The following is a 23,973-nucleotide window of genomic DNA, read 5'->3' on the forward strand; positions in this document are numbered from 1 at the left end:
TATGCGTACAGATAATTTGATTATAAATGGTTACGGTTCATCGAATGGCGGCGAGTTTCATAAAGTGCAATTAAACGGAAAAGGAACTGTGAATGGAAATGTTGAATGTGAGCAATTTGAATGTAACGGTTACGGTACAGTTACTGGCGACTTGAAAAGTAGCAGAGCACGAATTAGCGGATCTGGTAAAGTTGATGGCACAGTTCATGCTGAAACGATGCGAATTGATGGAAAAGCTACAATTACGCAAAATGTAAAGGCAAACAGTTTGAAAATTGCAGGAAAAGGTACGATAGGTGGAAATGTCACAGGTGAAGAATTCAAAGTTAATGGTCAAGCAACAATTGACGGTAATTGTGAAGTGGATACTTTTTCTTCAGAAGGACAATTTACAATTGGAGGATTATTAAGTGCTGATGAAATAAATATTAATATTCACGGTACATGTCGCGCGAAAGAAATTGGTGGTCAAACGATTAAAGTAAGACATAGATCAGGTACATTAAGTAGGCTATTTAAAACAGTATTTGGCTTGCAGTTAGAATCTGAACTATTAGAAGGTGACAATATTGATATTGATTATGCTCACATAAGAACGGTAAGAGGAAACAATATTACAGTAGGACCGAACTGTGAGATTGAACTCATTGAATATACAGGTGTTCTGACTGTTGATAAAAGCGCAAATGTAAAAGAAATTAAGCAGGTTTAATGGGAGGGAGAAAGCAATATGGAACATCCACATAGTCTCACAGTAAATGGTTCCGGTAATTCAGCAGGCGGAGATTATAATAAAGTGAAGATTCGCGGGGAAGGAACGATTTCTAATGATATGAGCTGTAATGAATTTAAAACGTACGGCACGAGTGATGTACGGGGTAATATGAAAGTGAAAAATTATGTTGTGTATGGAGATAGTGAAGTACAAGGAAATGTAGATGCAGAATATGTAAAAGTATACGGTAATACACAAATTCATGGTGATGCACATATTGAAAAAACAAAAGTTAGAGGTATGATAGATATTGCGGGGAAGTTTTCAGGTGATTATGTCGATGTAAAAGGTGCTTTAAATGTGAGGGGAAATATTGAAGTAGAAGATTTATCATTAACTGGTGGTCTTGAAAGTGATGGATTACTTAATGCTGAAAATATTCAAATCTCACTTCGTTATGAAGGAAGTAAGGTAAGAGAAATTGGTGGTAAAAACATTACGATTCGTAAAAAAGCGAGATTTCTTCCTTTTATTAGTCATGTTGGAAACCTCCAAACTTCAATTGTGGAAGGAGATGATATTTATTTAGAACATACGATTGCTGAAGTAGTGAGAGGAAACAACGTTACAATTGGCCCTGGGTGTGAAATTAGTGTTGTAGAATATCATACTAGTTTTAATCAAAAGGGTAATGCAGTCGTTAAAGAACATAAACAAATATAAGTAGTACGAGGGAGAGCAAGGTTATGGTTGAGAAGAATAATAAGCTCGGCTTTGTTGTGGCGGGCTTATTGCTAGGTATTTTAATGGCATCAATGGATAATACCATTGTCGTAACAGCGATGGGAACAATTGTTGGTGACTTAGGAGGTCTTGAAAACTTTGTATGGGTCGTTTCTGCCTATATGGTCGCAGAAATGGCAGGCATGCCGATATTCGGTAAACTATCAGATATGTATGGTAGAAAGAGATTCTTTATTTTTGGTTTAATCGTTTTTATGATTGGTTCGGCACTTTGTGGTACTGCTGAAAATATTACACAGTTAGGTATTTATCGTGCCATTCAAGGTATTGGCGGCGGGGCATTAGTGCCGATCGCGTTTACTATCGTTTTTGATATTTTCCCTCCTGAAAAGCGCGGGAAAATGGGCGGTTTATTCGGAGCAGTATTTGGTTTATCGAGTATTTTTGGACCGTTGCTTGGCGCGTATATTACAGATTATATTAGCTGGCACTGGGTATTTTACATTAACTTACCGCTTGGCATTTTAGCACTTATTTTTATTATATTCTTTTATAAAGAGTCACGAGTTCATAGAAAGCAAAAAATTGACTGGTTTGGTGCAATTACTTTAGTTGGTGCAGTAGTTTGTTTAATGTTTGCTTTAGAGCTTGGCGGACAAAAGTATGACTGGGATTCTAGCTTTATTTTAAGTTTATTTGGTGCATTCGCTATTTTAATTGTTGCATTTATTTTTATTGAACGAAAAGTAGAAGAGCCAATCATATCATTTGAGATGTTTAAGAAGCGCTTATTCGGAATGAGTACAATTATTGCATTATGTTATGGTGCTGCGTTTATGTCAGCAACTGTGTACATACCGTTATTCATTCAAGGTGTATACGGTGGTACCGCAACAAACTCAGGATTACTACTATTACCGATGATGTTAGGATCAGTTGTAACAGCGCAATTAGGTGGATTTTTAACGACGAAGCTTAGCTACAGAAACATTATGATTATTTCTGCTGTTATTATGCTAATAGGACTATTCTTATTAAGTACATTAACGCCAGAAACAAGTCGTGCATTATTAACAGTGTATATGATTATTATCGGATTTGGGGTTGGTTTCTCATTCTCTGTACTAAGTATGGCGGCTATCCACAACTTTGGTATGGAACAGCGAGGGTCTGCGACTTCAACGAGTAACTTTATTCGTTCATTAGGCATGACGCTTGGTATTACAATCTTCGGAATGATCCAAAGAACAGGTTTCCAAGATCAATTAGAAGAAGCATTTAAGGGTATGAGCGGAGGAATGAATACAAACGCTTTAGGAGATTCAAGAGCTATTCTATCAGAAGCGGCAAGATCTCAAATTCCACCGCAAATATTAGATAAAATTATTGATGCTCTTTCTAGCTCAATTGTCCAAACATTTATGTGGGCATTGGTACCAGCTGGTTTAGCATTCATATTTATTTTCTTTATGGGAAATGAGCGCATGGTAATTAAGAAACAACAAAAGAATAAAAAGAGCGAAACATCTAAAGCGTAATGAAAAAGCTCCCTTCCAATTGGAAAGGAGCTTTTTCGTATGTACGGATTTAGATTAGCCTTCGATGATTTCGTATTCTTCGTCTGCTAATAATAAAATTTGTGTTTTCTTACCTTTGTTTTGAACTTCGATTACATCGTAAGCACCTAGGTCTCTTATTTTGCTTTGAGAAGCGTTAACCATAACTTCAATAGAATCAATTAAGATATCTTCTTCAATGTATGATTCAGGCAATGCCATATCTTCAGTATCTAATACACATGCGTATAGATTTTGTAAGTTTTCAGCAGTTGGATTTTGTTCTTCAACATCAATGATATTTTTTACTGCTTCCATATTTTCTTCTTTTGCTTGGTATACTTTAATTTTAGCCATTGTTTTAATCTCCTTTATAACGTAATCGTAGAGGCTACACTTCATTATAACGTTTTTTTTATGAAAGATGAAATTGTTATATGTATTTATAGGGAAATTTATACGTTATTACTCATTATTGGCGTAATTTCATTATTAATGAGATGAGTAGGTAGCTATATTCCTACGTTAAAGTTATATTGTCCAAGCTTTTCTCATATCCCGCTCATATTATGTGTATGAGATAAAACATATAGAGAAGGGATGGAGTGTAAGTGGGTTGTGAGCCGAAACGAAATGATCGATGTTGCCAAAATAGTATTTGTGAATTTTTGCGAAGTCTAGAGTCTTTTACAAAAGTTGAGAGTATTGTAATTGCCGGAAACGAAATTGTTGTATCTTATTTTCTTTCATTTAATAAGAAGAATGGTGTCGTATCCTTCGTACAAGAGGACGATGAGGTTATTTTTGTAGATTGCTCTAAGATTGATGCAATTCGAATAGGAAAAGTTTGTAGTTGTAAAACGAAAGTCAAATTTATTGAAGAGGATTTTAGTCTACTTGGAAACGTTTGTCCGCAATGTTTAACAGAGGGAAGCACACTCTTTTTTGACTTTCACAATTCAGAATTGAATTTATCACTGCAAGCAAAAACAATTGATGCACCTAGTTGTACTAAGTTTATAGATGAGATGGGAAATGTAGTAAAGCAAATTACTATAATAGGTGAAGCAATTGTTTCTAAAGATTTTGTTCAAGTGCCTGAATTATTAAGTTTCCGATTCGTACTATCTGATACGGCGGAGAATCCTTTAAAGTTTGGGCTACTGTTCATTAATTTCCCAGATCTTACGTTTATTATTCTTTTCGCATCGAGTGGATACCTCAACATTTCGAACTGTTTGAAAATAGAGAGTGGAGCTGGTAATACCGAGATAGAAGAGATGAGAAAGATGATATCGAATGACGATAATACGTACACATCAGTTGTTCAAGTGACTAAAGTATATAAAAACGGGGCAACAGAATCATTTGTTTATAAGAATGAGTTATAACATATATATTTAAATGAACCCTTAAACTAATGTTGAGGGTTTTTACATAATAAAAGATTATAGATTGTGAATTATTATTATTAAGTATATTATCCGTAAACCTATACACTAGAAAGTCATTTGCTTTTTGATTAAATGTTATAATAATTTTATATTTATGAATAATTTATAATTATATGGAATGTAGTAGACGTTTGCTTATATGTAGAAAAGAGTAGAAGTGCATTAGTTCTAAAGAAAGCAGGAATGTAAATGATATATGAAGCGAATATACATACAAAAGAAAAATTAGTTACTATGTTCGAAGATTTCAATAACGTTGTTTTACTTTCTTATTTACAAGGACATATGGGTACCGCTTGGGTAAATAATCTTGAAAATCCAACAGTAGCGCAAGTTACGATAGGGATTTTCACATTTTATGCTGGGGATTCAAATGCGAAAGAAACAGAAGAATTAGTACGTAACATTCCTGATAGAATGTTAGTAATCGTAAATAGTGAAGAGTGGAAAAAGCGTTTAGAAACATGTTACGGAAGAAAAATAGATAAGTTTTTACGCTATAAATTCAAACGTAATACAGAAGTTTTTAATCGTTCAAAATTACAATCTTTTATATCAGCGCTTCCAAAAGGATACGAGTTAAGAAGAATAGATGAACATATCGTAAATAACCCTACATTACATAAAGTCTCTAAAGATTTTACAAGTCAATTTCAATCAGTAGAAGATTATCTAAACCGAGGTATAGGGTATTGTATTTTGTATAAAGGAGAAGTTGTATGCGGTGCATCATCATATAGCATTTATGATAATGGCATTGAAATTGAAGTAGCGACTGATCACAATCATAGAAGAAAAGGGTTAGCGACTATAGTTAGTGCAGCACTAATCTTGGACTGTTTAGAAAAAGAGATATACCCAAACTGGGATGCAGCGAATACTACATCTGCAAAACTAGCTGAAAAACTAGGATATGTTTTTGATAAGGCATATGATACTTATTTTGTGGATAATAGATGAAATCGTATTTTCAAATAAAAGAGCAGTTAGCAAAAGCTAACTGCTCCTCTCCAAAGGGGGAATGGAGAGATACAATCATGTTACTTACATTATTGACGGGAGGTTGATTTTTAATCAATCTACTATAAAAGTTGAGATAAAATATTTTTAATTAACCCTGAGGATCCAATTAAGAGTACTGATAAAAAAACGATTGAGAATATACTTTTTTTAGGTTTTTTTAATTCTATGTATATGTTAATAATGGCACCAATTGCAACTACAGTAAAGATAACGAGTCTTACTACATCTATCATAAATAACGCTCCTTTTAATTACTTAATTGTATTATATAGGAATTCGCGTTTTGATTAGTTTATTTAAATACGATTTAAGGTAATTTTAAACAAACTAATCTTTTATACAAAAGTAAGGTTAAGGAAAAAGATAGCGTAAGTAGTAATAGTATATCTTGTAGAAGCTGATGTAGACCAAATAAAGTAGGGTTATTATCTATGCGGAAAAGTATAATTAATATTTATATATACTCACTTTAGGTACCTTTACAACTTAAATAATAAAACATGCTTTTCATAATGATCCAAACACCAATTATATTTTTGTAGAATAATTGGATGAACAACTTCTTTCGTAGTATCGACCTCAGTATAGCCATATTTCTTATAAAAGTTTTCTAATTCCTCAAAAGGAAGACAATATACATTTGGAACTTGTAATTTCTTCGCAGTTTCTACTAAAAATGAAACAAGATCCCCAGCTAATTGTAGCCCTCTAAATTGAGGAAGAATATAAATTCCACCCATTTCTAGAGTATCTTCATCTATTTGGACTAATCGTCCAATACCTGCATACTCATTGTTGTATGTAATAATTGCAACTTTATCTCTTTTTAAATCACTTCGTACAAATCCTATTGAGTCATATTGATTATTAATCCATTCTAAATCATTAGATGTAGCCATTTGGATACTCATAGACATCCTCCTTCGGAATACTAGCACTATCTTTATTATATAAAACATAAGATGCTATATCAAAAGAACTTTGATATAGCACATTTGCAAAATTTATTAGTTGAAGTTGTGGATTTGCTGGTATTCAAATGATAACTTCAACTAAAAGAGGATAAGAACCTTGTGAATTTAGTGTAAAACTAGTTCGTGTGTTTGGTAACGCATTATTATTTAAGCGTATAGAGTTTATAGGTTTATTTTAATTGGTGTAGCTAATATATTATTGGAACTAGTAAGGAAATATAATAATCACCAGCCTGAGTGATAAAAATCGTATTAGAATTTAGCAAAAAAAACCTCCTGAAAAAGAAAAGGGATTTAAAAATAAGAGCACTTCGAAAAGTGCCCTTCAGTAACGACTACTCATTCTAAAAAGAAAGGATGCAATATATCATATGAAGTTAAGTGTATTTAATTATGGGCCTTTTATATAAAATTTTTATTTTGTTCCGAATAAAAAGGAGGTTGTTTCCGCAACCACCTTTCAGTAAAATAAAGCACTTTTTATGAAATAAATTATGGATGATCCCTAAAAAAGGTTATAGGATATACTCACATTTTTATAACTAAAGTGACGAGCTCAGGTTATAAGAAAGGAACAATTATATTGTATGAAATCTAGACTAGACTCGTCACAAAGAAAGCTGTCTTCTTATTAGAAGGCAGCTTTCTTTTATTAAAAAAGAAGTAGAAATAAAATAGAAGATTAAGTTACTTGTCCAAACAAATTTTTTGAAAATACATAAGATGCTAGTAGTTAGTCAATATTTTAATATTGCCAACTTTTTAGACTAAAAGGAGTGGTTTTATGTGTGATTGTGAAGTTTGTAGAAGAAAGAAAAAACGGGATCCATTAAATCGGTATTCTGAACCAAAAAAACAGGATTCAGAACCATTAAATTCTTATTCGTTTAGTAAAAATGCTAATTTTTTTGAAGAAGCTATACAAACAGATGAGATTGATCAAGTTTCTGAGGAATATATTGAAATAGTTGATTCAGCAGATGTACAAGTTACTACTACAGATACAAAAGCTGCACTATCTATCCAAGCGGCATTACAAGCAGCTATTGTGGTTGTAGTAAGTATTTCTATAGCAGATAGTGAAAAAGCAGATAAAATAACACAAGAATTATTTCAAAAATCATCTATTAAACAAATTAATAGACAAAAAACAATCATTAAAAATTCTAGAAACGTAACCGTAACAACTACTGATACAGATATTGCAGTGAATATTCAAATTCTCCTTCAAATTTTATTAGCTTTACTAGTTAAATTAAACATTTTATAAGGTTTCTAACTTGTTTATATTTAGCGATAAGGGTTTACTCTAAGTAAATGTTTTTTGTTGTAATATGTGGTACAAGCTTGGACTTCTTATTATGACTGAACTAATATTCAAGATTAATGGGAAAGTAAGTGTGGAAAACAAGAGTAAAGGTTAAATACATTATTTAACAGTAAATGAAACTTATATTTATGTGAAGTGAAGGAAAGCTGACTTCTTATTAGAAGCCAGCTTTTTTATTTTATTAGTAAGAACGTTGAAAAGATAATATTCAGTTACTTGTCCAAGCAATTTGTATTAAAAAACATATAATGCTTGTAGTTATTTAAAATCTTTGCAGAAAATTGATTGGAGTGAATATTGTAAATGGATGATTTAAACAAATTTTCTTCCTTTAAATTTGATAAGGATCAAAAGAATATAATCATAGACCTTTTACTCTCAGATATTTTGAATAGGCATGGGATAAGTGAAGAAAAGTTAAAAGATTTATCACCAGAAAAAAAGCAGCAAATTAAAAATATTGTTTCAGAAATACAATCACAAGTTAATAATTATTTAGATTGAAAGGGGGTGAACATATGGACAAAAAATGTCATTCAAATGAAAATAAAAAGTGGAGTGCATTAGATTACTCAAATCCTCATCCATCTTTTAAAAATGCTAGTGTTTCAGAAACAGCTGCGCAAGAAAGTAAAACTTACCAAATTTCTGAAGAATCAATTACAATTGTCGATTCAGCAGATGTAGAAGTTACTACTACAGATACAAAAGCTGCGTTATCTATTCAAGCGGCATTACAAGCAGCTATCGTGGTTATAATAAGTATTTCTATAGCAGATAGTGAAAAAGCTGACCGTGTAGCGCAAGAATTGTTTCAAAAATCATCTATTAAACAAGTTAATAAACAAGAAACTGTTATTAGAAATTCTAGAAATGTTACGGTTACGACTACGGATACAGACATAGCAGTAAATGTTCAAATTCTTCTCCAAATTTTATTAGCTTTACTAGTAAAATTAAATATTTTATAAAATGTTTAACCCCTTTTTTAGATACAGTGTTTCTTATAGGAGAATGTAGTACAGGCTATAAATATTTATCATAACTGGACTAATATTCAATATCGCCAAAATAATAATACAAACAATCTGATGGAAAATAAAGTTTGGTTATTGTATAAAAATCTAAAAGCCATTTCCTTTATTATTGGATTTGGCTTTTAAATTTTAAAAAGTATAGATTTTAAATGGTTAAATAAAATTAAAGAATTAAATACAAAAACTCACAAAATTATTCGTGTTATAGAAAAAATAAAAATAAAAAAGTGGTTTAAATGACATTACTTTCATTAACAGTTCAAGTTTTGAAGAATAGTGCATACAATATAAAGTGTTTTCCTTTCTTCATTTAAGTTTTACGTATATAATTTAAAAGTACTATTTTTATTTTATATTTTTAATATTTATAACAGAATAGAGGTTTAAAAATGGGTGTTAAAATCATTACGGATAGTGCGGCGGATTTACCGGTAGAATTGCTGCAAGCATATGATATTGATTTAATTCCACTCCGTGTTTATGATGAAGCAGAAACAGAGTATTTAGATGGAGTTACATTAGAGTCAGTTACATTATTGCAAAATATGAGAGAAGGCGCTGTTTATAGAACGTCATTGCCTTCCCTTGAAACTTTCCAAGAAAAATTTGTTTCTTATGCAAAAGAAGGTAATCCTTGTATATATTTAGCTTTTTCATCTGAACTGTCTGGTACATATCAATCATCAGTTCTCATTAAAGAGGAAGTAAAAGAAACATATGCTAACTTAGATTTAGAAATTATCGATACGAAATGTGCCTCGCTCGGTCAAGGGCTTGTCGTATTAGAAGCTGCTAAAATGGCGAAAAACGGTGCATCAAAAGAAGATATTTTAAAACGTGTTGATTTTCTAATGAATCATATGGAACATATCTTCACTGTAGCTGATTTACAGTACTTAGTGAGAGGTGGACGTTTAAGTAAAGTCGCAGGATTTATCGGTGGTTTACTAAACATTAAGCCGATCTTAAACGTGGAAGAAGGAAAGCTTGTACCACTTGAAAAGGTAAGAGGAAAAAAGAAAGTACTAAGCCGAATTGTAGATATTATGGAAGAGCGCGGAAAAGACCTTAAAGGTCAAACCATCGCAATGACTCATGGTGATGACTTAGAAACAGCTGAAGCTTTAAAAGCATTAATTACTGATAGATTTGGCTGTGAAGTATTTATTGTAAATACAATTGGTGCAGCAATCGGAGCACATACAGGACCGGGTGTTATAACGTTGTTTTTCTTAAATGAAGTCGAGTAAAGGATTGATCTTTTGATCAATCCTTTTTTCTTATTAATCTGTAATAATCGGTCGATATGGTATCGGTGAAGATAAAATCATCGAAGTTTTGACAGTTCCAAATGGTATAACGATATCAATTAATTCCTCTAATTCTTTCATAGAGTGAACCGCTACCTTTAAATAATAGCTACTTTCACCTGTTACTCGATGACATTCGAGTATTCTATATTCTTCGTAGATTTTCTCCTCAAATTTTTTACAAGGAATCTTTAGATTTTCAATTCTTAAAAATGCTTGAATTGATTTTCCTACTGCATCTAATGATATCCGTGCAGTATATTTCTCGATTATTCCAGTATCTTGTAATCTCTTTAGCCTTTCGGTAACACTAGGGCGGCTGAGGTGTAAGTGCTCAGTCATTTCTGTAATCGTCATTCTCGCATCTTCTTGTAGTAATAACGTAATTTTCTTGTCAATTTCATCCATGAATTATGCTCCTTTGCAAAATTGAAATTAAATTTCTGAAATAAATACATAATATAAAATCTAATGTTAAATTACATACACTTTTGTATATTGAATAGAATGATAACTTTCTATAATTAAAATATAAATGGAGGTGCATGTAATGTCTAATCATTTTGGTGAAACAATTTCTATTAAAAAGGGAACAGCCTTATACGTCGGAGCGGTTCTAGGATCAGGAATTCTTATATTACCTGGTATGACAGCGAGTGTAGCAGAGGGGAATGCAATTGTTTCTTGGCTTGTTATGATATTACTTAGTATTCCACTTGCATTCACATTCGCATTTTTATCGATAGAGCATCCAAGTGCTGGTGGAATAGCTACTTTTGCAGAAAAAGCTTTCGGTAAAAAGATAGGTGCTATTATAGGATGGTGTTTTTTTATTGCAGGTAGCGTTGGGCAAATCGTAGTCTCAATGACTGGTGGAATGTATATAGTGAGAGTGTTTAATTTATCATCATATTTTTCTTACATTATAGCGCTTATTATTTTAAGTACTTCAATTGTTTTTAATTTATATGGGTTAAAAATGAGTGGGTGGTTTCAAGTATGTATTGGTGTATTAACTTTCTTTATTTTAATCGTAACTATTATTAGTTCGCTATCTTATATTGAAATGAAGAATATAAATGTACATATTTCTATGCAAGAAATAAATCCAATTTTAGAGGCATCATTATTAATTTTTTGGTCTTTTTTCGGCTGGGAAGCTATTGCAAGTTTAGCTCCAGAATTTAAAACACCTAGAAAAAGAAATATTATTTTATCTACGGGATTTGCAATTGTTATTATTGGAGTTTTATATGTTGGTATTGCATTATCAGTAATTGGAACGAAATCTTATCATATAAATGCTGATAATACTACAGCTCTCGTGCTTGTAATCAAGCAAACTTTAGGTGACCAATTTGCATGGGTAATTGGATTTTTAGCTTTTATCATTTGTTTAGGGACGACAAATGCCTTTATTGCAAGTATGGGTCGCTTAGGTTATTCACTAGGGAGAGAAGAAATTGCACCTCTTTATTTAGGATATATTAATAAAAAAAGAGAAACACCAACAAATGCAGTAAAAGTTGTAGGTTGTATTGCAATAATAGGTTTGCTAATAAGTTTCGTTTTTCATATTAGTATAGATAAAATTGTATTAATACCGAATTCGTTAGGAATTGTTACATATATAGTAGGTACTGCGGCTGGGATGAAATTAATAAAGAATAAGTTAGGTAAATTTTTTTCTATAGTAGCTTTTACATGTTGCGTAGTAGTTTATCCTTTTATTGGAGGAGTAATATTGATTCCAGTGGCAGTAGCATTTATCTGTTTATGTTATGTGCGTTTCAGTAGTGTAAGCAAAGGGCATAAATAAGAATGTTTGTATAGAAATCTAAATATTTAAAGATATGAAAATTTTTCTATTTCATATATAATTGTGTAGGGAGAAATATCTGTAACTATTTGTAAAAATAGGAGGCGGCTATAAAAATGAATGAAGTTGCTACGTGGGATTTAGATCGATTGTATTCAAAGGGGGATATTCTAGTACCAATATTGGAGTTGAAAGAACAATATTTTGTAACAAAAGATATAGGTCTTCTTTCAAAACTTATACAAGCTATTGAAAAAGCAGAATACTATTTGTACTGTCGATCGGCTGAAGAAAGTGTTGCATCGGATAATACTAGATTGACTGTGAAAGTAAAGGAATTAAAAAGTGAAGTGCAGCAAGTCATGCAGCAAAGTGAAGTGGAAATTACTGATAATACTAGGCTAATAAAAGATGAACTAAATGCGTGGGAAAATATGTACATACAATTAAGGAATAGGATAGAAATAGAGCACAATAATAAGCAATTATCATTTGGACAAGCAAATCATGTTGCAATGAATAGTGATAATGAAAAGGAAAGACTAGAAGTATTCGAGTCATTAACATGTGCTTTACATAAGGAGAAAGAAATTTTTGCTACTGTATTAAATCAAATAGGAAGATTGCGTAATACAAAGGGTAATGAATTAGAAGATATAGAGATTTTAGCAAGGTCCCTTCATGCGAATGGTATTTCAGAAACTGTATTATTACAAATATGGAATGCGACAGAAGAAAATCTAGATAAATTAGTTAGTGCTTTAAATGTGTATAAGAAAGGCAGAGCTTCGATTACATGGCATGAACTTATGACAGTAAAGGAGAATAATGAGGTTATTATTCCTTTTTCAGTAGCAGTACAAAACATATATGATGCATTAAAAAATATAGATGAAGAATTAGCAGAATTTGCAAGTCATGCGATAGTAAGTGGTTGGGTAGATGCAGAGCCGAGAGAGAATAAATCACCAGGTGGATTTTGTGCTCCTTTTTTCAGTGAGAAAGAATCTCGAATCTCAATGCGTTACGACGGAAGTATCGATAGTGTAAGAGTACTTGCCCACGAACTAGGACATGCTTGGCATTTTTATAATATGAGTTTTGAACAATCCTCTTCTTTTTTAGATGATTATTTGCCAATGAGTACAGCTGAATCAGCATCTATTTTCTTTGAAACGGTGCTTGTAAATTATCTAATTCAAACAACAGATAGTATAGATATGAAAAAGTCATTGCTTAGTTGGAAAATAAGAAACTGTTTTAATTATGTAATGGCAATTCGAGCATCGTACGAATTTGAGAAGAACTTTTACGAGAAATGTAAAGAAAGTCCTTTAAGTGCTGATGAAATTGAGAAATTATCTATAGCAGCGCAAAAAAAAGCATACGGGAATGCATTATTAGAATATCAGCCGTTTGTTTGGGTGAAATATATTCAATTTTATATAGCAGATGTTCCTTTTTATAATTATCCATACACATTTGGCTATTTAGTTAGTTTTAGTTTATTAGAAATAGCGAAAGAAAGGAAAAGTACTTTTCACTTGAAATATAAAGAGTTTTTACGAGAAACAGGAAAAGCTCCAGTGGAAGAACTTATGAAAAAACATTTTGAAATAGATATAATGAGCTATGAATTTTGGGATAAAGCCTTTAAACAAATTTCTAAAGATATTGATGAATATTTGCAACTTATGTAAGGGGAGAGTATAGTGGATCACCAACTTATAAAGGGAATACCTTTTTCAACTTTAGAATATGCAAAAGCTATAAGTTTATTAAAAGGTTGGCTACATGAAAAACAAGAGAAACCAAGATTTGTAGTAACTGCAAATCCTGAAATTGTTATGTCTGCAAAGGAAAGTACGGCTAAATCTAAACAGTTTAAAAAGATGTTACTATCTGCGGATTTAATAACAGCGGATGGAATTGGTGTCATAATTGGCTCGAAAATATTAAAAGGAACGCTGAAAGAACGCGTCACAGGGGCAGATATCACTCACGATTTAATAAAATATTGTAACGATAATAGATACCGCGTCTTTCTTTTTGGAGCTGCTCCAGAAAGTAATAAAAAGGCATTAGAAAAATTAAATGAGCAGTTTCCAGGAGCACAGTTTAAAGGACAGCATGGATTTGTAAATGGTGAGCAAATAGAAGAGGTAAAAATGAAAATAAAGCAATTCAAGCCGCACTTACTGTTAGTAGGACTAGGTTCACCGAAACAAGAAGAATTCATCTATGAAAACATACAAACATTAAACATTCCACTATCTATAGGTATCGGAGGTATGATCGATATAATATCTGGTACTGTAAAAAGAGCACCGAAAATTATGAGGGATACAGGAACTGAATGGTTATATAGATTACTCTCACAGCCGAAAAGATTAAAGAGACAAATCGTACTTCCGAAATTTTTATTGTCGGTTATGTCTGAAAGAATTAAAGGGAGTAATTAATAAAGGAGAGTACATTCATGAACAGAATCGGAATTATCGGAGCAATGCAAATTGAAATAGACTTACTTTTAGAAAAATTAGTTGTACAAGAAGAACAAATAATTGCGGGAATGCCTTTTTACATTGGTGAATTCATGGGAACAGAAATAATTGTTACAAGATGTGGTGTAGGAAAAGTTAATGCAGCCGCATGTACGCAAACGTTAATTCATAAATTTGATGTAGATGCTATCATCAATACCGGTGTTGCTGGCGGGCTACATCCAGATGTAAAAGTTGGCGATGTAGTTATTTCAACTAACGTAACTCATCATGATGTAAGTAAGACTCAAATGAAAAACTTATTCCCGTTCCAAGAGGAATTTCACGCAAGTAAGAAATTAATGGAGTTAGCACGTACTGCATGCAATAGTAGTAGTTTACATATTGGGGTTCATGAAGGAAGAATCGTAAGCGGTGAATGTTTTGTTGAAGATTCAAAACTAAAAGCGAAATTAATAGATGAATATGCACCGCATTGTACAGAGATGGAAGGTGCAGCAATAGGACATGTTGCTTACATAAATGAAGTACCGTTTCTCGTAATACGATGTATTTCTGACAGTGCAGACGATGAAGCACAAATTTCTTATGATGACTTCGCGAAAACGGCCGCAAACTATTGTTCAGAAATTATCGTTGAGATGTTGAAAAATATATCGAGTAAAACTTATAGTTCAAAAGGAGGGAATGAAATGTTACAAGCATTCATTTTTGATATGGATGGAACGTTATTTCAAACAGATAAAATTTTAGAATTATCGTTAGATGATACATTTGATCACTTAAGAACCCTTCAATTATGGGATACGGTAACACCTATTGAAAAATACCGTGAAATCATGGGTGTGCCTTTACCGAAAGTTTGGGAAACTTTATTACCGAATCATTCTATTGAAGTAAGAGAACAAACTGATGCATATTTTTTAGAAAGATTAATTGAAAACATTAAGAGTGGAAAAGGTGCTTTATATCCGAATGTAAAAGAGATTTTTACATATATAAAAGAAAATAATTGTTCAATTTATATTGCAAGTAATGGTTTAACTGAATATTTACGAGCAATCGTATCTTATTATGCTTTAGACCAATGGGTTACTGAAACATTTAGTATTGAACAAATAAACTCGCTTAATAAAAGCGACTTAGTAAAAAGTATTTTGAACAAATATGATATAAAAGAAGCAGCTGTAGTTGGGGATCGTTTATCTGATATAAACGCAGCCAAAGATAATGGTTTATTTGCGATTGGATGTAATTTTGATTTTGCACAAGAAGATGAACTTGTTCAGGCGGATATAGTAATAGATGATTTAATGGAGCTTAAGGGCATTTTACCTAAAGTGCAAAATACGCATGCTACGAATTGAATAAAATAATAACCATAAAAATGCTCAGAATAAATAATTCTTGAGCATTTTTATGTATTTTCATATTAAGGGGGAATTTATTTGAAAGATATACATATTCAACAAATTGAAGATTTAATGATATACGAACACAATTACCTTGTTCAGGAAAGCAAAGAAGAAGGATTTAATTTCCTAATAAAACTAATAAGTGAATATGAAAATAAAATAAACACATTTAATAAAACTGGTGAATGTTTATATGGTATTTTTCAAGGGGAAAAGTTAATTGGAATAGGAGGGTTGAATGAGGATCCTTATACAGAAAATAATAAGATTGGCCGATTAAGGAGATTTTATATTTTAAAGAATTATCGTCGTATAGGACTAGGGAAGTTGTTATTAAACCAACTATTATTTTATGCGGAAAAGAATTTTAAAGTAGTTGTTTTACATACAGATACAAAGCAAGGCGATGCATTTTATACTGCAAATGGATTTGTGAAAGGGGAATTATATCAAGGATCTAGTCACTATAAAGTATTATAGAAAAGGCTGTCAAAACAATATTTTGTTAGTCTCGAGTTCCTATATTTGTAAAGTGGAATTTTAATTTCATTTACCGAAATGATGCTATAAAAAGAGACCTCACCTTCTAAAGATAAGCTTATGAGATCTCTTTTTTATTCAATTATGTTTTTACATTCATTTTCTTCAATAATCCCTTCGGATCACCTTTTACATAATAGAAATGTGGATTATTTTCATCGTCGTAAAGCATAATATAAGGTTTTTCGTTAAGTGGTAGAAGAATAAGTACTTCATCAATTGTTGTTTGTAGCCATTGATTTGTAATAGAAACTGGTTTAGATAAAGGGATTTTTATCATGTGACCATCTTTTGGAACGACATTTAAATTTTTGAACGGGCCAGTAATGGATTTAGCATATTGAACAGCTTCTTTTTGAATAGCTGAATCTAAAGATTGTTTTTGAACGACCATTTCTTTTTGGCAATCAAATACTTCAATTTGTTGATTACTATTTGCGAACACGTTTGTCGATAATAAGAAACAAAGAAGAGTAATGACCCCAATTTTTTTAATCATAATACAACACCTCGTCTTTACTATACCCTTAAAAAGTTCAAATATTTTTCTGTCACATTTATGTAACAAAGAAGTTGTATAATACAATTGGTTTTTGTTTAAAAGCAATGGAGGATCATTCATGAAAGTATTAATTGCAGATGATGAACAAGATATGTTAAGGATTTTAAAAGCTTATTTTGAAAAAGAAGGCTTCGAAGTGTTATTAGCGAAAGATGGAGAGGAAGCACTTCAAATATTTTATGATGAGAAAATTGATTTAGCTATTTTAGATTGGATGATGCCGAAACATAGTGGCATTACTGTCTGTCAGGAAATAAAAAAGAATTCAAGCGTAAAAGTATTAATGCTTACGGCGAAAAGTGAAAGTGAAGATGAATTAGCAGCGCTTCAAAGCGGAGCAGATGAATACGTAAAAAAACCATTTCATCCAGGCGTACTAATTACTAGAGCGAAAAGGCTTGTCCAGCATGACGATGTCATTCAAGTTCAAGATTTGAAAATTGATTTTACGAAAAATAAAGTTTATAAAAATGACAAAGAGTTAGATATTACAAAAACAGAGCTAGAATTAATAAAGTGTTTTTTAAATCATAAAGGCATGATTTTGACTCGTAAAAAATTGTTAGATATCGTATGGGGATTTGACTATTTTGGAGAAGAGCGAACTGTTGATACACATGTAAGAAGATTACGTAAAAAAGTTGGAGAAAATATTATAAAGACGCATCGTGGGCTAGGATATAGTTTGGAGGAACAGAGTGAATAAACTTGGAAAAAAACTATTTCTCAGCATTTCTTTAACTGTTATTCTTATTTTTACGATTTCTTTATTATTAATCAACTATCTTTTACCGAAATATAACATTTATAAAACGCGAGAAAGCTTAGAAGGTATTACAGCACAAATACAGTCCATACCGAGCGAACAACTAGATGAAGCAATTTCTAGCATTGATAATAAAGGAACTGTTACGATTGCGTATACATCAATTAACAATTCGGAAGATCATATTAATGATGAGTTACGTATGCAACTTACAAGGAAAAGAGTTGCCCTTAATAAACTTTGGATTACAAAAGGTGAAATAATAAAAGTAAAGAACTTCGGACAATTGAATAAAATATATGATCAAGAGAAAATCAAATCTAGTTTTTTTGTGAAATATATTGCGAAAAACGATATGTTGATTTTAGTAGGGGTTTCTATCGCACATTCGAATGAAATAATAAAAACGTTAAACACATTTTATTTATTCATTTTAGGCATGACGATTTTACTCATTATTTTACTTGTATGGATATTGTCAAAAACAATTACGACACCACTGAAAGAATTAAGTGATGTCGCAGAAGATATTTCGCGTTTAAAGTTTAAAAAGACAAAAGTGAAAACGAATGATGAAATAGGAGACTTAGCCACTAGTATTAATATCATGAGTGAAAAACTACATGAAGCGCATGAAGATTTAACAGATCGAAATGAACATTTAAAACGATTTATGGGTGATGTGACGCATGAATTAAAAACACCAATAGCACTAGTAAAAGCATATTCTATGGGAATAAAAGATGGTCTAGATGATGGTACGTACATAGATACAATCATTAAACAAACAGATCAAATATCAAATTTAATTGAAGAATTATTACGATTTTCTAAATTGGAAAGAGATGTTTTGCAAAAAGAAGAATTCTCTATTAAATCACTACTTCAAAGTATTATAGATAAGCATAAGATTGAACTGGATTCGAAAGAAATTGATTTGCATGTGAATTATAATGTTGGCGATGCAATTATTTATGCAGATGTAAACAAAATGAGTATGGTATTACAAAATTTAATTTCTAATGCAATAAAATATACAACAAATCAAAATATAAAAATTACTTTAGAAGATCGAAATGAAAGTGTATATTTTCAAATTCAAAATGGTATGAATGCTGAACAAATGATAGATATCGATAAAATTTGGGAGCCTTTTTACGTCTTAGAATCTTCTCGTAGTAAAGACCATTCAGGTACAGGACTAGGTTTAGCAATCGTGAAAAGTATTTTAGAAAGGCATGGTTTTGACTATGGTGTATCTACTATAGAGGGAGAAATACGGTTTTATATAACTATGAAGAATGAATAATTTAAGACAATTAGAAGCATCGTCTATTAATAAGCGATGCTTCTAATTGATTAAATGTGAGTAGTAAAGGAGAATAAATAACTTCGAAAAATCGTTGGAAGAGTGTTCTACAAATTTCTCAAGTGGTTGCATAAAATATTAACTGAATTTTCAGTAATTTTGTTGTATAGTAAAAGGAGAAATATATGGGGAGGAAAGAGTATGGGGAAAAAGAAAATAGCTACACTATCAGCAATATTATCTTTATCAATTGCATCAGGTGTTTCTAGTATGACTGCGTATGCGGACAATAAAGACACAAACTACATAAATAAGAATGACGTTAAATTAAATGGAAAAATTTCAGAAGCGTTACGTTCAAACACGAAGATTGAATTAGAGAATGGGATGACAAAACCGATTTACTCGCTTGATGAAGCGATTGTTGAAAATTTATTTGTAGAAACGGAAGTAGATAGTGATCGAGATGGAAAAAAAGATCGAGTATCAGTAAAAGTTATGCGTCCAAAAACTGATCCAAATGTGAAAGTTCCTGTTATATATGAAATGAGTCCATATCGAGCTGGTTTAAAAGACGTTCCTGTATATAATGTAGATGAAGAATTGTATGCGTATGAAGGTAAACCGTATGGAGCTGTTAATCTTGGTTCATACGGAAATTATTATGTACCAAGAGGCTATGCAGTCATTTTAGGTGAAAGTATTGGAACTGGAAAATCAGATGGATGTCCGACTACTGGGGACGAACAAGAAATATTAGGGACGAAATCTGTCATTGATTGGGTAAATGGACGTGCGAAAGCATATACAGAAAATGGTGAGGAAGTTAAAGCCGATTGGTCAACAGGAAATGTAGGTATGACTGGAGTCTCTTATAATGGTACGTTACCGAATGCTGTTGCAACGACAGGCGTTGAAGGGTTAAAAACAATTATACCAATTGCAGCGATTAGTAGTTGGTATGATTATTATCGTGCAAACGGTGCAGTCATTGCGCCAGGTGGATACCAAGGAGAAGATACAGATAATATGGCAGAAGCAGTACTAACAAGAGAAAATCCTGAAGTTTGTGGACAAGTAATAAAAGAGTTAACAGCAGGACAGGACCGGAAAACTGGTAATTATAATAATTTTTGGGACAAACGTAATTATGTAAAAGATGCTAAAAATGTAAAAGCGAGTGTATTTGTTGTTCATGGTTTAAATGATTGGAATGTAAAGACGAAGCAGTTTGCGCAGTGGTGGGAAGCGCTTGGAGAGAATGGTGTCCCTCGTAAAATGTGGTTACATCAAGGTGGACACGGTGGGACATCAACGAATGACTGGCAAAAAACACAAAATAAATGGTTTGATTACTGGCTATATGGAATTGAAAATGGCATTATGAATGAACCAATGGTTGATGTACAACGTGAAAATAAAACATGGGAAAAATTAAAAAACTGGCCAGATCCAGCAGCTGTACCGTCAAAAATTCGTATGTATTTAAGTAACAAAACAGTTAATTTACCATTGAGCATGGGGGTTGTTAATAAGGTGTTTTCATTCGTAGATGATGCAAAAATGAAATCAAACGAATTAGTAGCAAACCCAGAATTAGAAGTAGCCAATCGATTAGTGTATACAATGCCTGTACTACAAAAAGATATGCGCATAAGTGGCACACCAAAGATTTCAATTACAGGAAATATTGATCGATCTGTATCAAATTTAACTGCTTTACTTGTTGACTATGGAGGAACGAAGCCGGAAATCGTAACAAGGGGCTGGATGGATCCACAAAACTTAAAGAGTATAGAAACTTCAACAGCGATTCAACCGGGCAAAGATTATACATTTACATGGGACATGCAGCCAGATGAATATGTCTTTAAAGCTGGGCATCAAATTGGAGTTGTTTTAATTGCAAGTGATTATGATTATACAATTAGACCAAAAGCGGGCACGAAGCTTACAGTGAAATTAAGTGAAGTGACATTGCCAATTGTGAAATAAATAGTTATGGATAAAGAGTTTACTACAAAGTAAGCTCTTTACATTTTGAAAGGGGGAGTTTAATGTGAATGTTTATTGGTAGATACAAAAAGGCTTACAATAAATAAAAAAATTGCATTTATGATCAATAGGCCACTAAATGTAAGTCCAGCAAAACCTCCAGCGAATCCATCTCCTACTTTTTCACCAATTACATGCAAAGTGGCGAAGAAAACGATGGGGGAAGAAAGAATGAAAATGCCACTGGTAATTTTCCATATTCGTCTATACTTCTTTGCAATAAAGAAAATTACAGCATTAAGAGCAATAAGAAGTAAAAGAAATATAATGAATGAATTCATCATATTCTCCTTTCTATAAAATTCTGAATTTTCATTCGTGGGGGGATGTTATATAATATGATTATATTCTATGGAAAGCGAGTGATATATTATGACAGTCAGCTCTTTCGAATTTTCATTAAAAGTAAAGGTACAGGAAGATTAATTGAATTAAAATCTTCCGTACGTAAAAAACGGAGGAGAAAATAAATGTTTAGTTTTTATAGTACACTTTGCACGGAACTTTATGATTTCACAAAGCCTGTCGGTTATTCTTTAAATGGTGATATTGAGTATTACGAAGAACGTTTAAAAAATTGTAGGGGAAGAATTCTCGAAGCAGCGGTAGGATCAGGGCGTGTCATCATCCCACTTCTAGAGGCTGGATTTAAAGTAGATGGGATAGATTATTCACCTGAAATGCTAGAATCGTGCCGCGTGCGATGTAAAGAGAGAAACTTATATCCTAATTTATATGAAGGAAGCTTACAACAATTTTCACTGCCACATAAATACGAGGCAATTATCATTCCTACTGGATCTTTTTGTTTAATTGAAAATCGTGTGGATTCTATAAACGCATTGAAATGTTTTTATGAACATCTTAATCCAGGCGGACGATTAATCGTAGATATTATGCTTCCCCATGACTGGAAGACTGGAGAAATTCATACATCGACTTTTTCTTTGCCGAGCGGAGACGGAATTACATTAGAAAATAAATCAATTGAAATAGATTGGCTGAACCAAGTTACTCTATCATATTTAAAATATGAAAAATGGAGTAAAGGACAGTTAGTACAAACAGAACTACAACGCTTTGCGGTACGCTGGTATGGAATAGAAGAGTTTAAACTTCTGTTAGAAAGTATAGGTTTCTCTAACATTACTTGTTCTGCTGATTATGTTTATGAAAAAGAACCGTCAAATGCTAATCAAATGTTTACTTTTGAAGCCGTACGAAAAGAAAAATGAAGAACTACCTAAGAAAACAAGGCAATCGACATAATATCGATTGCCTTATTTTAATTGTATATTATTTACATACTATTTCGTTTTCATCGTCCAAGCATCTTTCTATTAACTACATATGCTATTTATATTAGAGACAGTCACTATTTTAAATAGAACTGTTATTTTTCTATAAATGTTATTTTGGAGAAGTGGGGGGATAAATTTGGAAAACGTAGAACAAGATAGAATTGAGAATCAAGTGTATTCAAATCGTGTAGTAAGATCAGAATTTGATGCGAATTGGGAAACGTGTATATCAAAAAGTGGTTATGTAATTTATGTAGCAACAAGTAACAATGCTGAAGTAACAGTACTTCTTGCAGATGGTTCAAGTAAATTATTAATTTTTGAAAAAGGCGGTAAAGTAGTAGTAGGTGGCGGTGGAACAAGTCATTACAGTAAGCCGCATATCGCAAGAAATATTTAAGGAGTTAATTGAGAAGAAACCTATAAGTAACATAGAAAAAGCATTTCCTATTTCGGGAAATGCTTTTTCTATGTTATAGTATAATAGTGTTTCAAAACAATGTTATTTTAATATATTTCAGATTTTGTTGTGTATTATTTTTATATTAAATTAGTTGTGTAAGTATTTTTTTATATAAGGAGTAATAATTAGAGAAATGAAAAATATCGACTTTATACTAGAAAGTGATGAGGCATTAAAACCGTCTGAACGATTAGTACTATTATTATTAGAGAAGCATAGAATGTTATATACGAACGATCTATTAGCATTATCTAATTTATCATATAAAACATTAACGGATTCATTAACAGCGCTAGTTTTAAAATCATATGTACTAAAGGAAACAGGCAAGGGAAGAAGACAGAATTGTTATAGATTGGTATGATAAGATTCCTCATTTTAGAGATCATATATTAATGTTCTTTTGAATGTAAGGGTAAATTCTATTTTGGTTTTCAAATGAAAAATACAGGGCAAGGCTCGTTTGCATATTCGAATTTCATTTTTATTGATGTAATTCTATCAGTATTGAAAATAGAAAAATAAAATAAACTGCAAAAAACAGAAATAAAAAAACAATCCGTTTTTAAAATGGATTGTTTTTTATTGGAATAATATTATTTAATGAATGGAAAACAGGAATGATTATTCTACTTCACTTGTATACTTTTCAGGTAATAATTCCATTACGTTACATTTTACAAGTTCACCATTATAAGAGAGTATAACATTCGTATTTTTTCCGTAATCACTTATTAATTCTCGACACATACCACATGGAGCAACAACCCAACATTTTTCTATATCTTCATGAGGGTGTGGGTGTGCAACTGCTACAATGGTATCAAATTCATGATCACCTTCGGAAATAGATTTTCCTATTGCCATGGCTTCACCACATACTGTTATTCTTCCAACATTCGCTTCAACATGCACTGCTGCATAAATATTACCCGTTTTAGTTCGTACAGCTGAACCGATATGATGACGACCATATTTATAGTTTTTTTCGATTACTTTTTCAGCAGCTGTAATTAAATTATAGTCTTCACTATTTAAAGGCATTACTTGCAACATAATTTCTCCTCCTTATAAAACATGATTATTAGTATTTTAA

Annotated in this window: 27 protein-coding genes; 20 read left to right on the forward strand and 7 right to left on the reverse strand. The window is 31.9% G+C overall.

Annotation, left to right across the window (positions count from 1 at the left end):
* The first annotated feature begins 1 nt into the window (after position 1).
* Genes ACTFRS_RS03965 through ACTFRS_RS03975 form a run of 3 tightly spaced genes read left to right on the forward strand, consistent with a single transcriptional unit; the run spans position 2 to position 2,997 of the window.
* Positions 2-712: a bactofilin family protein gene (locus ACTFRS_RS03965; RefSeq protein WP_242293337.1), complete on the forward strand. Its 711-nt coding sequence runs from the start codon at positions 2-4 to the stop codon at positions 710-712.
* Positions 713-730: 18 nt separating this feature from the next.
* Positions 731-1,438 (forward strand): cytoplasmic protein, encoded by a 708-nt coding sequence (locus ACTFRS_RS03970; protein ID WP_242293338.1) that lies wholly within the window; start codon positions 731-733, stop codon positions 1,436-1,438.
* A 23-nt stretch (positions 1,439-1,461) separates the two neighbouring features.
* Entirely contained in the window at positions 1,462-2,997 is a 1,536-nt protein-coding gene (locus ACTFRS_RS03975) for an MDR family MFS transporter (protein ID WP_440024203.1), read from the forward strand.
* A 54-nt stretch (positions 2,998-3,051) separates the two neighbouring features.
* Here the strand turns inward: ACTFRS_RS03975 and ACTFRS_RS03980 are convergent, their stop codons facing one another.
* A complete protein-coding gene (locus tag ACTFRS_RS03980; protein ID WP_001062732.1) occupies positions 3,052-3,372 on the reverse strand; it encodes a hypothetical protein in 321 nt (106 codons plus the stop codon).
* Positions 3,373-3,626: 254 nt separating this feature from the next.
* Between ACTFRS_RS03980 and ACTFRS_RS03985 the strand changes: the two genes are divergently transcribed.
* Together ACTFRS_RS03985 and ACTFRS_RS03990 are read left to right on the forward strand one after the other, a co-directional pair.
* Complete coding sequence (locus ACTFRS_RS03985) at positions 3,627-4,406, forward strand: BC_2878 family exosporium-associated protein (protein WP_440024201.1); 780 nt, start codon at positions 3,627-3,629, stop codon at positions 4,404-4,406.
* 252 nt (positions 4,407-4,658) lie between these two features.
* On the forward strand, positions 4,659-5,429 hold the full coding sequence (locus ACTFRS_RS03990; RefSeq protein ID WP_440024199.1) for a GNAT family N-acetyltransferase: 771 nt from the start codon (positions 4,659-4,661) through the stop codon (positions 5,427-5,429).
* A gap of 122 nt (positions 5,430-5,551) precedes the next feature.
* Here ACTFRS_RS03990 and ACTFRS_RS03995 read toward each other — a convergent pair whose 3' ends face one another.
* Positions 5,552-5,725, reverse strand: a complete 174-nt coding sequence (locus ACTFRS_RS03995) for a hypothetical protein (RefSeq protein ID WP_046647385.1) — start codon at positions 5,723-5,725, stop codon at positions 5,552-5,554.
* 246 nt (positions 5,726-5,971) lie between these two features.
* The gene (locus ACTFRS_RS04000; RefSeq protein WP_000027222.1) at positions 5,972-6,403 is read right to left on the reverse strand and encodes a GNAT family N-acetyltransferase; all 432 of its coding nucleotides are present in this window, start codon (positions 6,401-6,403) and stop codon (positions 5,972-5,974) included.
* Positions 6,404-7,250: 847 nt separating this feature from the next.
* On the opposite strand from ACTFRS_RS04000, the gene ACTFRS_RS04005 reads away from it, so the two are divergent.
* From ACTFRS_RS04005 to ACTFRS_RS04020, 4 genes are all read left to right on the forward strand, one after another.
* Entirely contained in the window at positions 7,251-7,736 is a 486-nt protein-coding gene (locus tag ACTFRS_RS04005) for a spore coat protein (protein WP_139865874.1), read from the forward strand.
* A gap of 363 nt (positions 7,737-8,099) precedes the next feature.
* Positions 8,100-8,300: a hypothetical protein gene (locus tag ACTFRS_RS04010; protein WP_000342255.1), complete on the forward strand. Its 201-nt coding sequence runs from the start codon at positions 8,100-8,102 to the stop codon at positions 8,298-8,300.
* 14 nt (positions 8,301-8,314) lie between these two features.
* Positions 8,315-8,767, forward strand: coding sequence for a spore coat protein (locus ACTFRS_RS04015; RefSeq protein ID WP_139865873.1), 453 nt, complete (start codon positions 8,315-8,317; stop codon positions 8,765-8,767).
* 455 nt (positions 8,768-9,222) lie between these two features.
* Positions 9,223-10,083, forward strand: a complete 861-nt coding sequence (locus tag ACTFRS_RS04020; protein ID WP_440024195.1) for a DegV family protein — start codon at positions 9,223-9,225, stop codon at positions 10,081-10,083.
* A 33-nt stretch (positions 10,084-10,116) separates the two neighbouring features.
* Here ACTFRS_RS04020 and ACTFRS_RS04025 read toward each other — a convergent pair whose 3' ends face one another.
* Positions 10,117-10,551 carry an Lrp/AsnC family transcriptional regulator gene (locus ACTFRS_RS04025; RefSeq protein WP_000343327.1) on the reverse strand — a complete coding sequence of 145 codons (435 nt, stop codon included), beginning with the start codon at positions 10,549-10,551 and terminating at the stop codon, positions 10,117-10,119.
* 142 nt (positions 10,552-10,693) lie between these two features.
* Here ACTFRS_RS04025 and ACTFRS_RS04030 point away from each other — a divergent pair, with 142 nt between their 5' ends.
* The 5 genes from ACTFRS_RS04030 to ACTFRS_RS04050 all read left to right on the forward strand — a co-directional run bounded on the left by ACTFRS_RS04030 (position 10,694) and on the right by ACTFRS_RS04050 (position 16,361).
* The gene (locus tag ACTFRS_RS04030; RefSeq protein WP_139865871.1) at positions 10,694-11,962 is read left to right on the forward strand and encodes an APC family permease; all 1,269 of its coding nucleotides are present in this window, start codon (positions 10,694-10,696) and stop codon (positions 11,960-11,962) included.
* 116 nt (positions 11,963-12,078) lie between these two features.
* Entirely contained in the window at positions 12,079-13,662 is a 1,584-nt protein-coding gene (locus ACTFRS_RS04035) for a M3 family metallopeptidase (protein ID WP_139865870.1), read from the forward strand.
* A gap of 12 nt (positions 13,663-13,674) precedes the next feature.
* Positions 13,675-14,424 carry a WecB/TagA/CpsF family glycosyltransferase gene (locus ACTFRS_RS04040; protein ID WP_139865869.1) on the forward strand — a complete coding sequence of 250 codons (750 nt, stop codon included), beginning with the start codon at positions 13,675-13,677 and terminating at the stop codon, positions 14,422-14,424.
* Positions 14,425-14,441: 17 nt separating this feature from the next.
* Positions 14,442-15,833: a 5'-methylthioadenosine/adenosylhomocysteine nucleosidase gene (locus ACTFRS_RS04045; protein WP_139865868.1), complete on the forward strand. Its 1,392-nt coding sequence runs from the start codon at positions 14,442-14,444 to the stop codon at positions 15,831-15,833.
* 81 nt (positions 15,834-15,914) lie between these two features.
* A complete protein-coding gene (locus ACTFRS_RS04050) occupies positions 15,915-16,361 on the forward strand; it encodes a GNAT family N-acetyltransferase (RefSeq protein ID WP_139865867.1) in 447 nt (148 codons plus the stop codon).
* Positions 16,362-16,503: 142 nt separating this feature from the next.
* On the opposite strand, the gene ACTFRS_RS04055 is transcribed toward ACTFRS_RS04050, so the two are convergent.
* The gene (locus ACTFRS_RS04055) at positions 16,504-16,920 is read right to left on the reverse strand and encodes a hypothetical protein (protein WP_042514963.1); all 417 of its coding nucleotides are present in this window, start codon (positions 16,918-16,920) and stop codon (positions 16,504-16,506) included.
* 121 nt (positions 16,921-17,041) lie between these two features.
* On the opposite strand from ACTFRS_RS04055, the gene ACTFRS_RS04060 reads away from it, so the two are divergent.
* The 3 genes from ACTFRS_RS04060 to ACTFRS_RS04070 all read left to right on the forward strand — a co-directional run bounded on the left by ACTFRS_RS04060 (position 17,042) and on the right by ACTFRS_RS04070 (position 21,053).
* A complete protein-coding gene (locus ACTFRS_RS04060; protein WP_139865866.1) occupies positions 17,042-17,689 on the forward strand; it encodes a response regulator transcription factor in 648 nt (215 codons plus the stop codon).
* The gene (locus ACTFRS_RS04065) at positions 17,682-19,058 is read left to right on the forward strand and encodes a sensor histidine kinase (protein ID WP_318160653.1); all 1,377 of its coding nucleotides are present in this window, start codon (positions 17,682-17,684) and stop codon (positions 19,056-19,058) included. Before ACTFRS_RS04060 ends, ACTFRS_RS04065 begins: the two co-directional genes overlap by 8 nt.
* Before the next feature lie 201 nt (positions 19,059-19,259).
* Entirely contained in the window at positions 19,260-21,053 is a 1,794-nt protein-coding gene (locus ACTFRS_RS04070) for a Xaa-Pro dipeptidyl-peptidase (protein ID WP_139865864.1), read from the forward strand.
* Between the two features lie 59 nt (positions 21,054-21,112).
* Here ACTFRS_RS04070 and ACTFRS_RS04075 read toward each other — a convergent pair whose 3' ends face one another.
* On the reverse strand, positions 21,113-21,394 hold the full coding sequence (locus ACTFRS_RS04075; RefSeq protein WP_139865863.1) for a hypothetical protein: 282 nt from the start codon (positions 21,392-21,394) through the stop codon (positions 21,113-21,115).
* A 189-nt stretch (positions 21,395-21,583) separates the two neighbouring features.
* On the opposite strand from ACTFRS_RS04075, the gene ACTFRS_RS04080 reads away from it, so the two are divergent.
* The 3 genes from ACTFRS_RS04080 to ACTFRS_RS04090 all read left to right on the forward strand — a co-directional run bounded on the left by ACTFRS_RS04080 (position 21,584) and on the right by ACTFRS_RS04090 (position 23,241).
* Positions 21,584-22,348, forward strand: a complete 765-nt coding sequence (locus tag ACTFRS_RS04080; RefSeq protein ID WP_139865862.1) for a class I SAM-dependent methyltransferase — start codon at positions 21,584-21,586, stop codon at positions 22,346-22,348.
* Positions 22,349-22,550: 202 nt separating this feature from the next.
* The gene (locus tag ACTFRS_RS04085) at positions 22,551-22,814 is read left to right on the forward strand and encodes a hypothetical protein (protein WP_000432426.1); all 264 of its coding nucleotides are present in this window, start codon (positions 22,551-22,553) and stop codon (positions 22,812-22,814) included.
* 196 nt (positions 22,815-23,010) lie between these two features.
* On the forward strand, positions 23,011-23,241 hold the full coding sequence (locus ACTFRS_RS04090) for a hypothetical protein (RefSeq protein ID WP_000789031.1): 231 nt from the start codon (positions 23,011-23,013) through the stop codon (positions 23,239-23,241).
* Between the two features lie 260 nt (positions 23,242-23,501).
* Here the strand turns inward: ACTFRS_RS04090 and ACTFRS_RS04095 are convergent, their stop codons facing one another.
* The gene (locus ACTFRS_RS04095) at positions 23,502-23,933 is read right to left on the reverse strand and encodes a cytidine deaminase (protein ID WP_062822383.1); all 432 of its coding nucleotides are present in this window, start codon (positions 23,931-23,933) and stop codon (positions 23,502-23,504) included.
* Positions 23,934-23,973: the final 40 nt, after the last annotated feature.

Source organism: Bacillus cereus group sp. MYBK139-1 (assembly GCF_051916915.1).
GTDB lineage: Bacteria > Bacillota > Bacilli > Bacillales > Bacillaceae_G > Bacillus_A > Bacillus_A pacificus.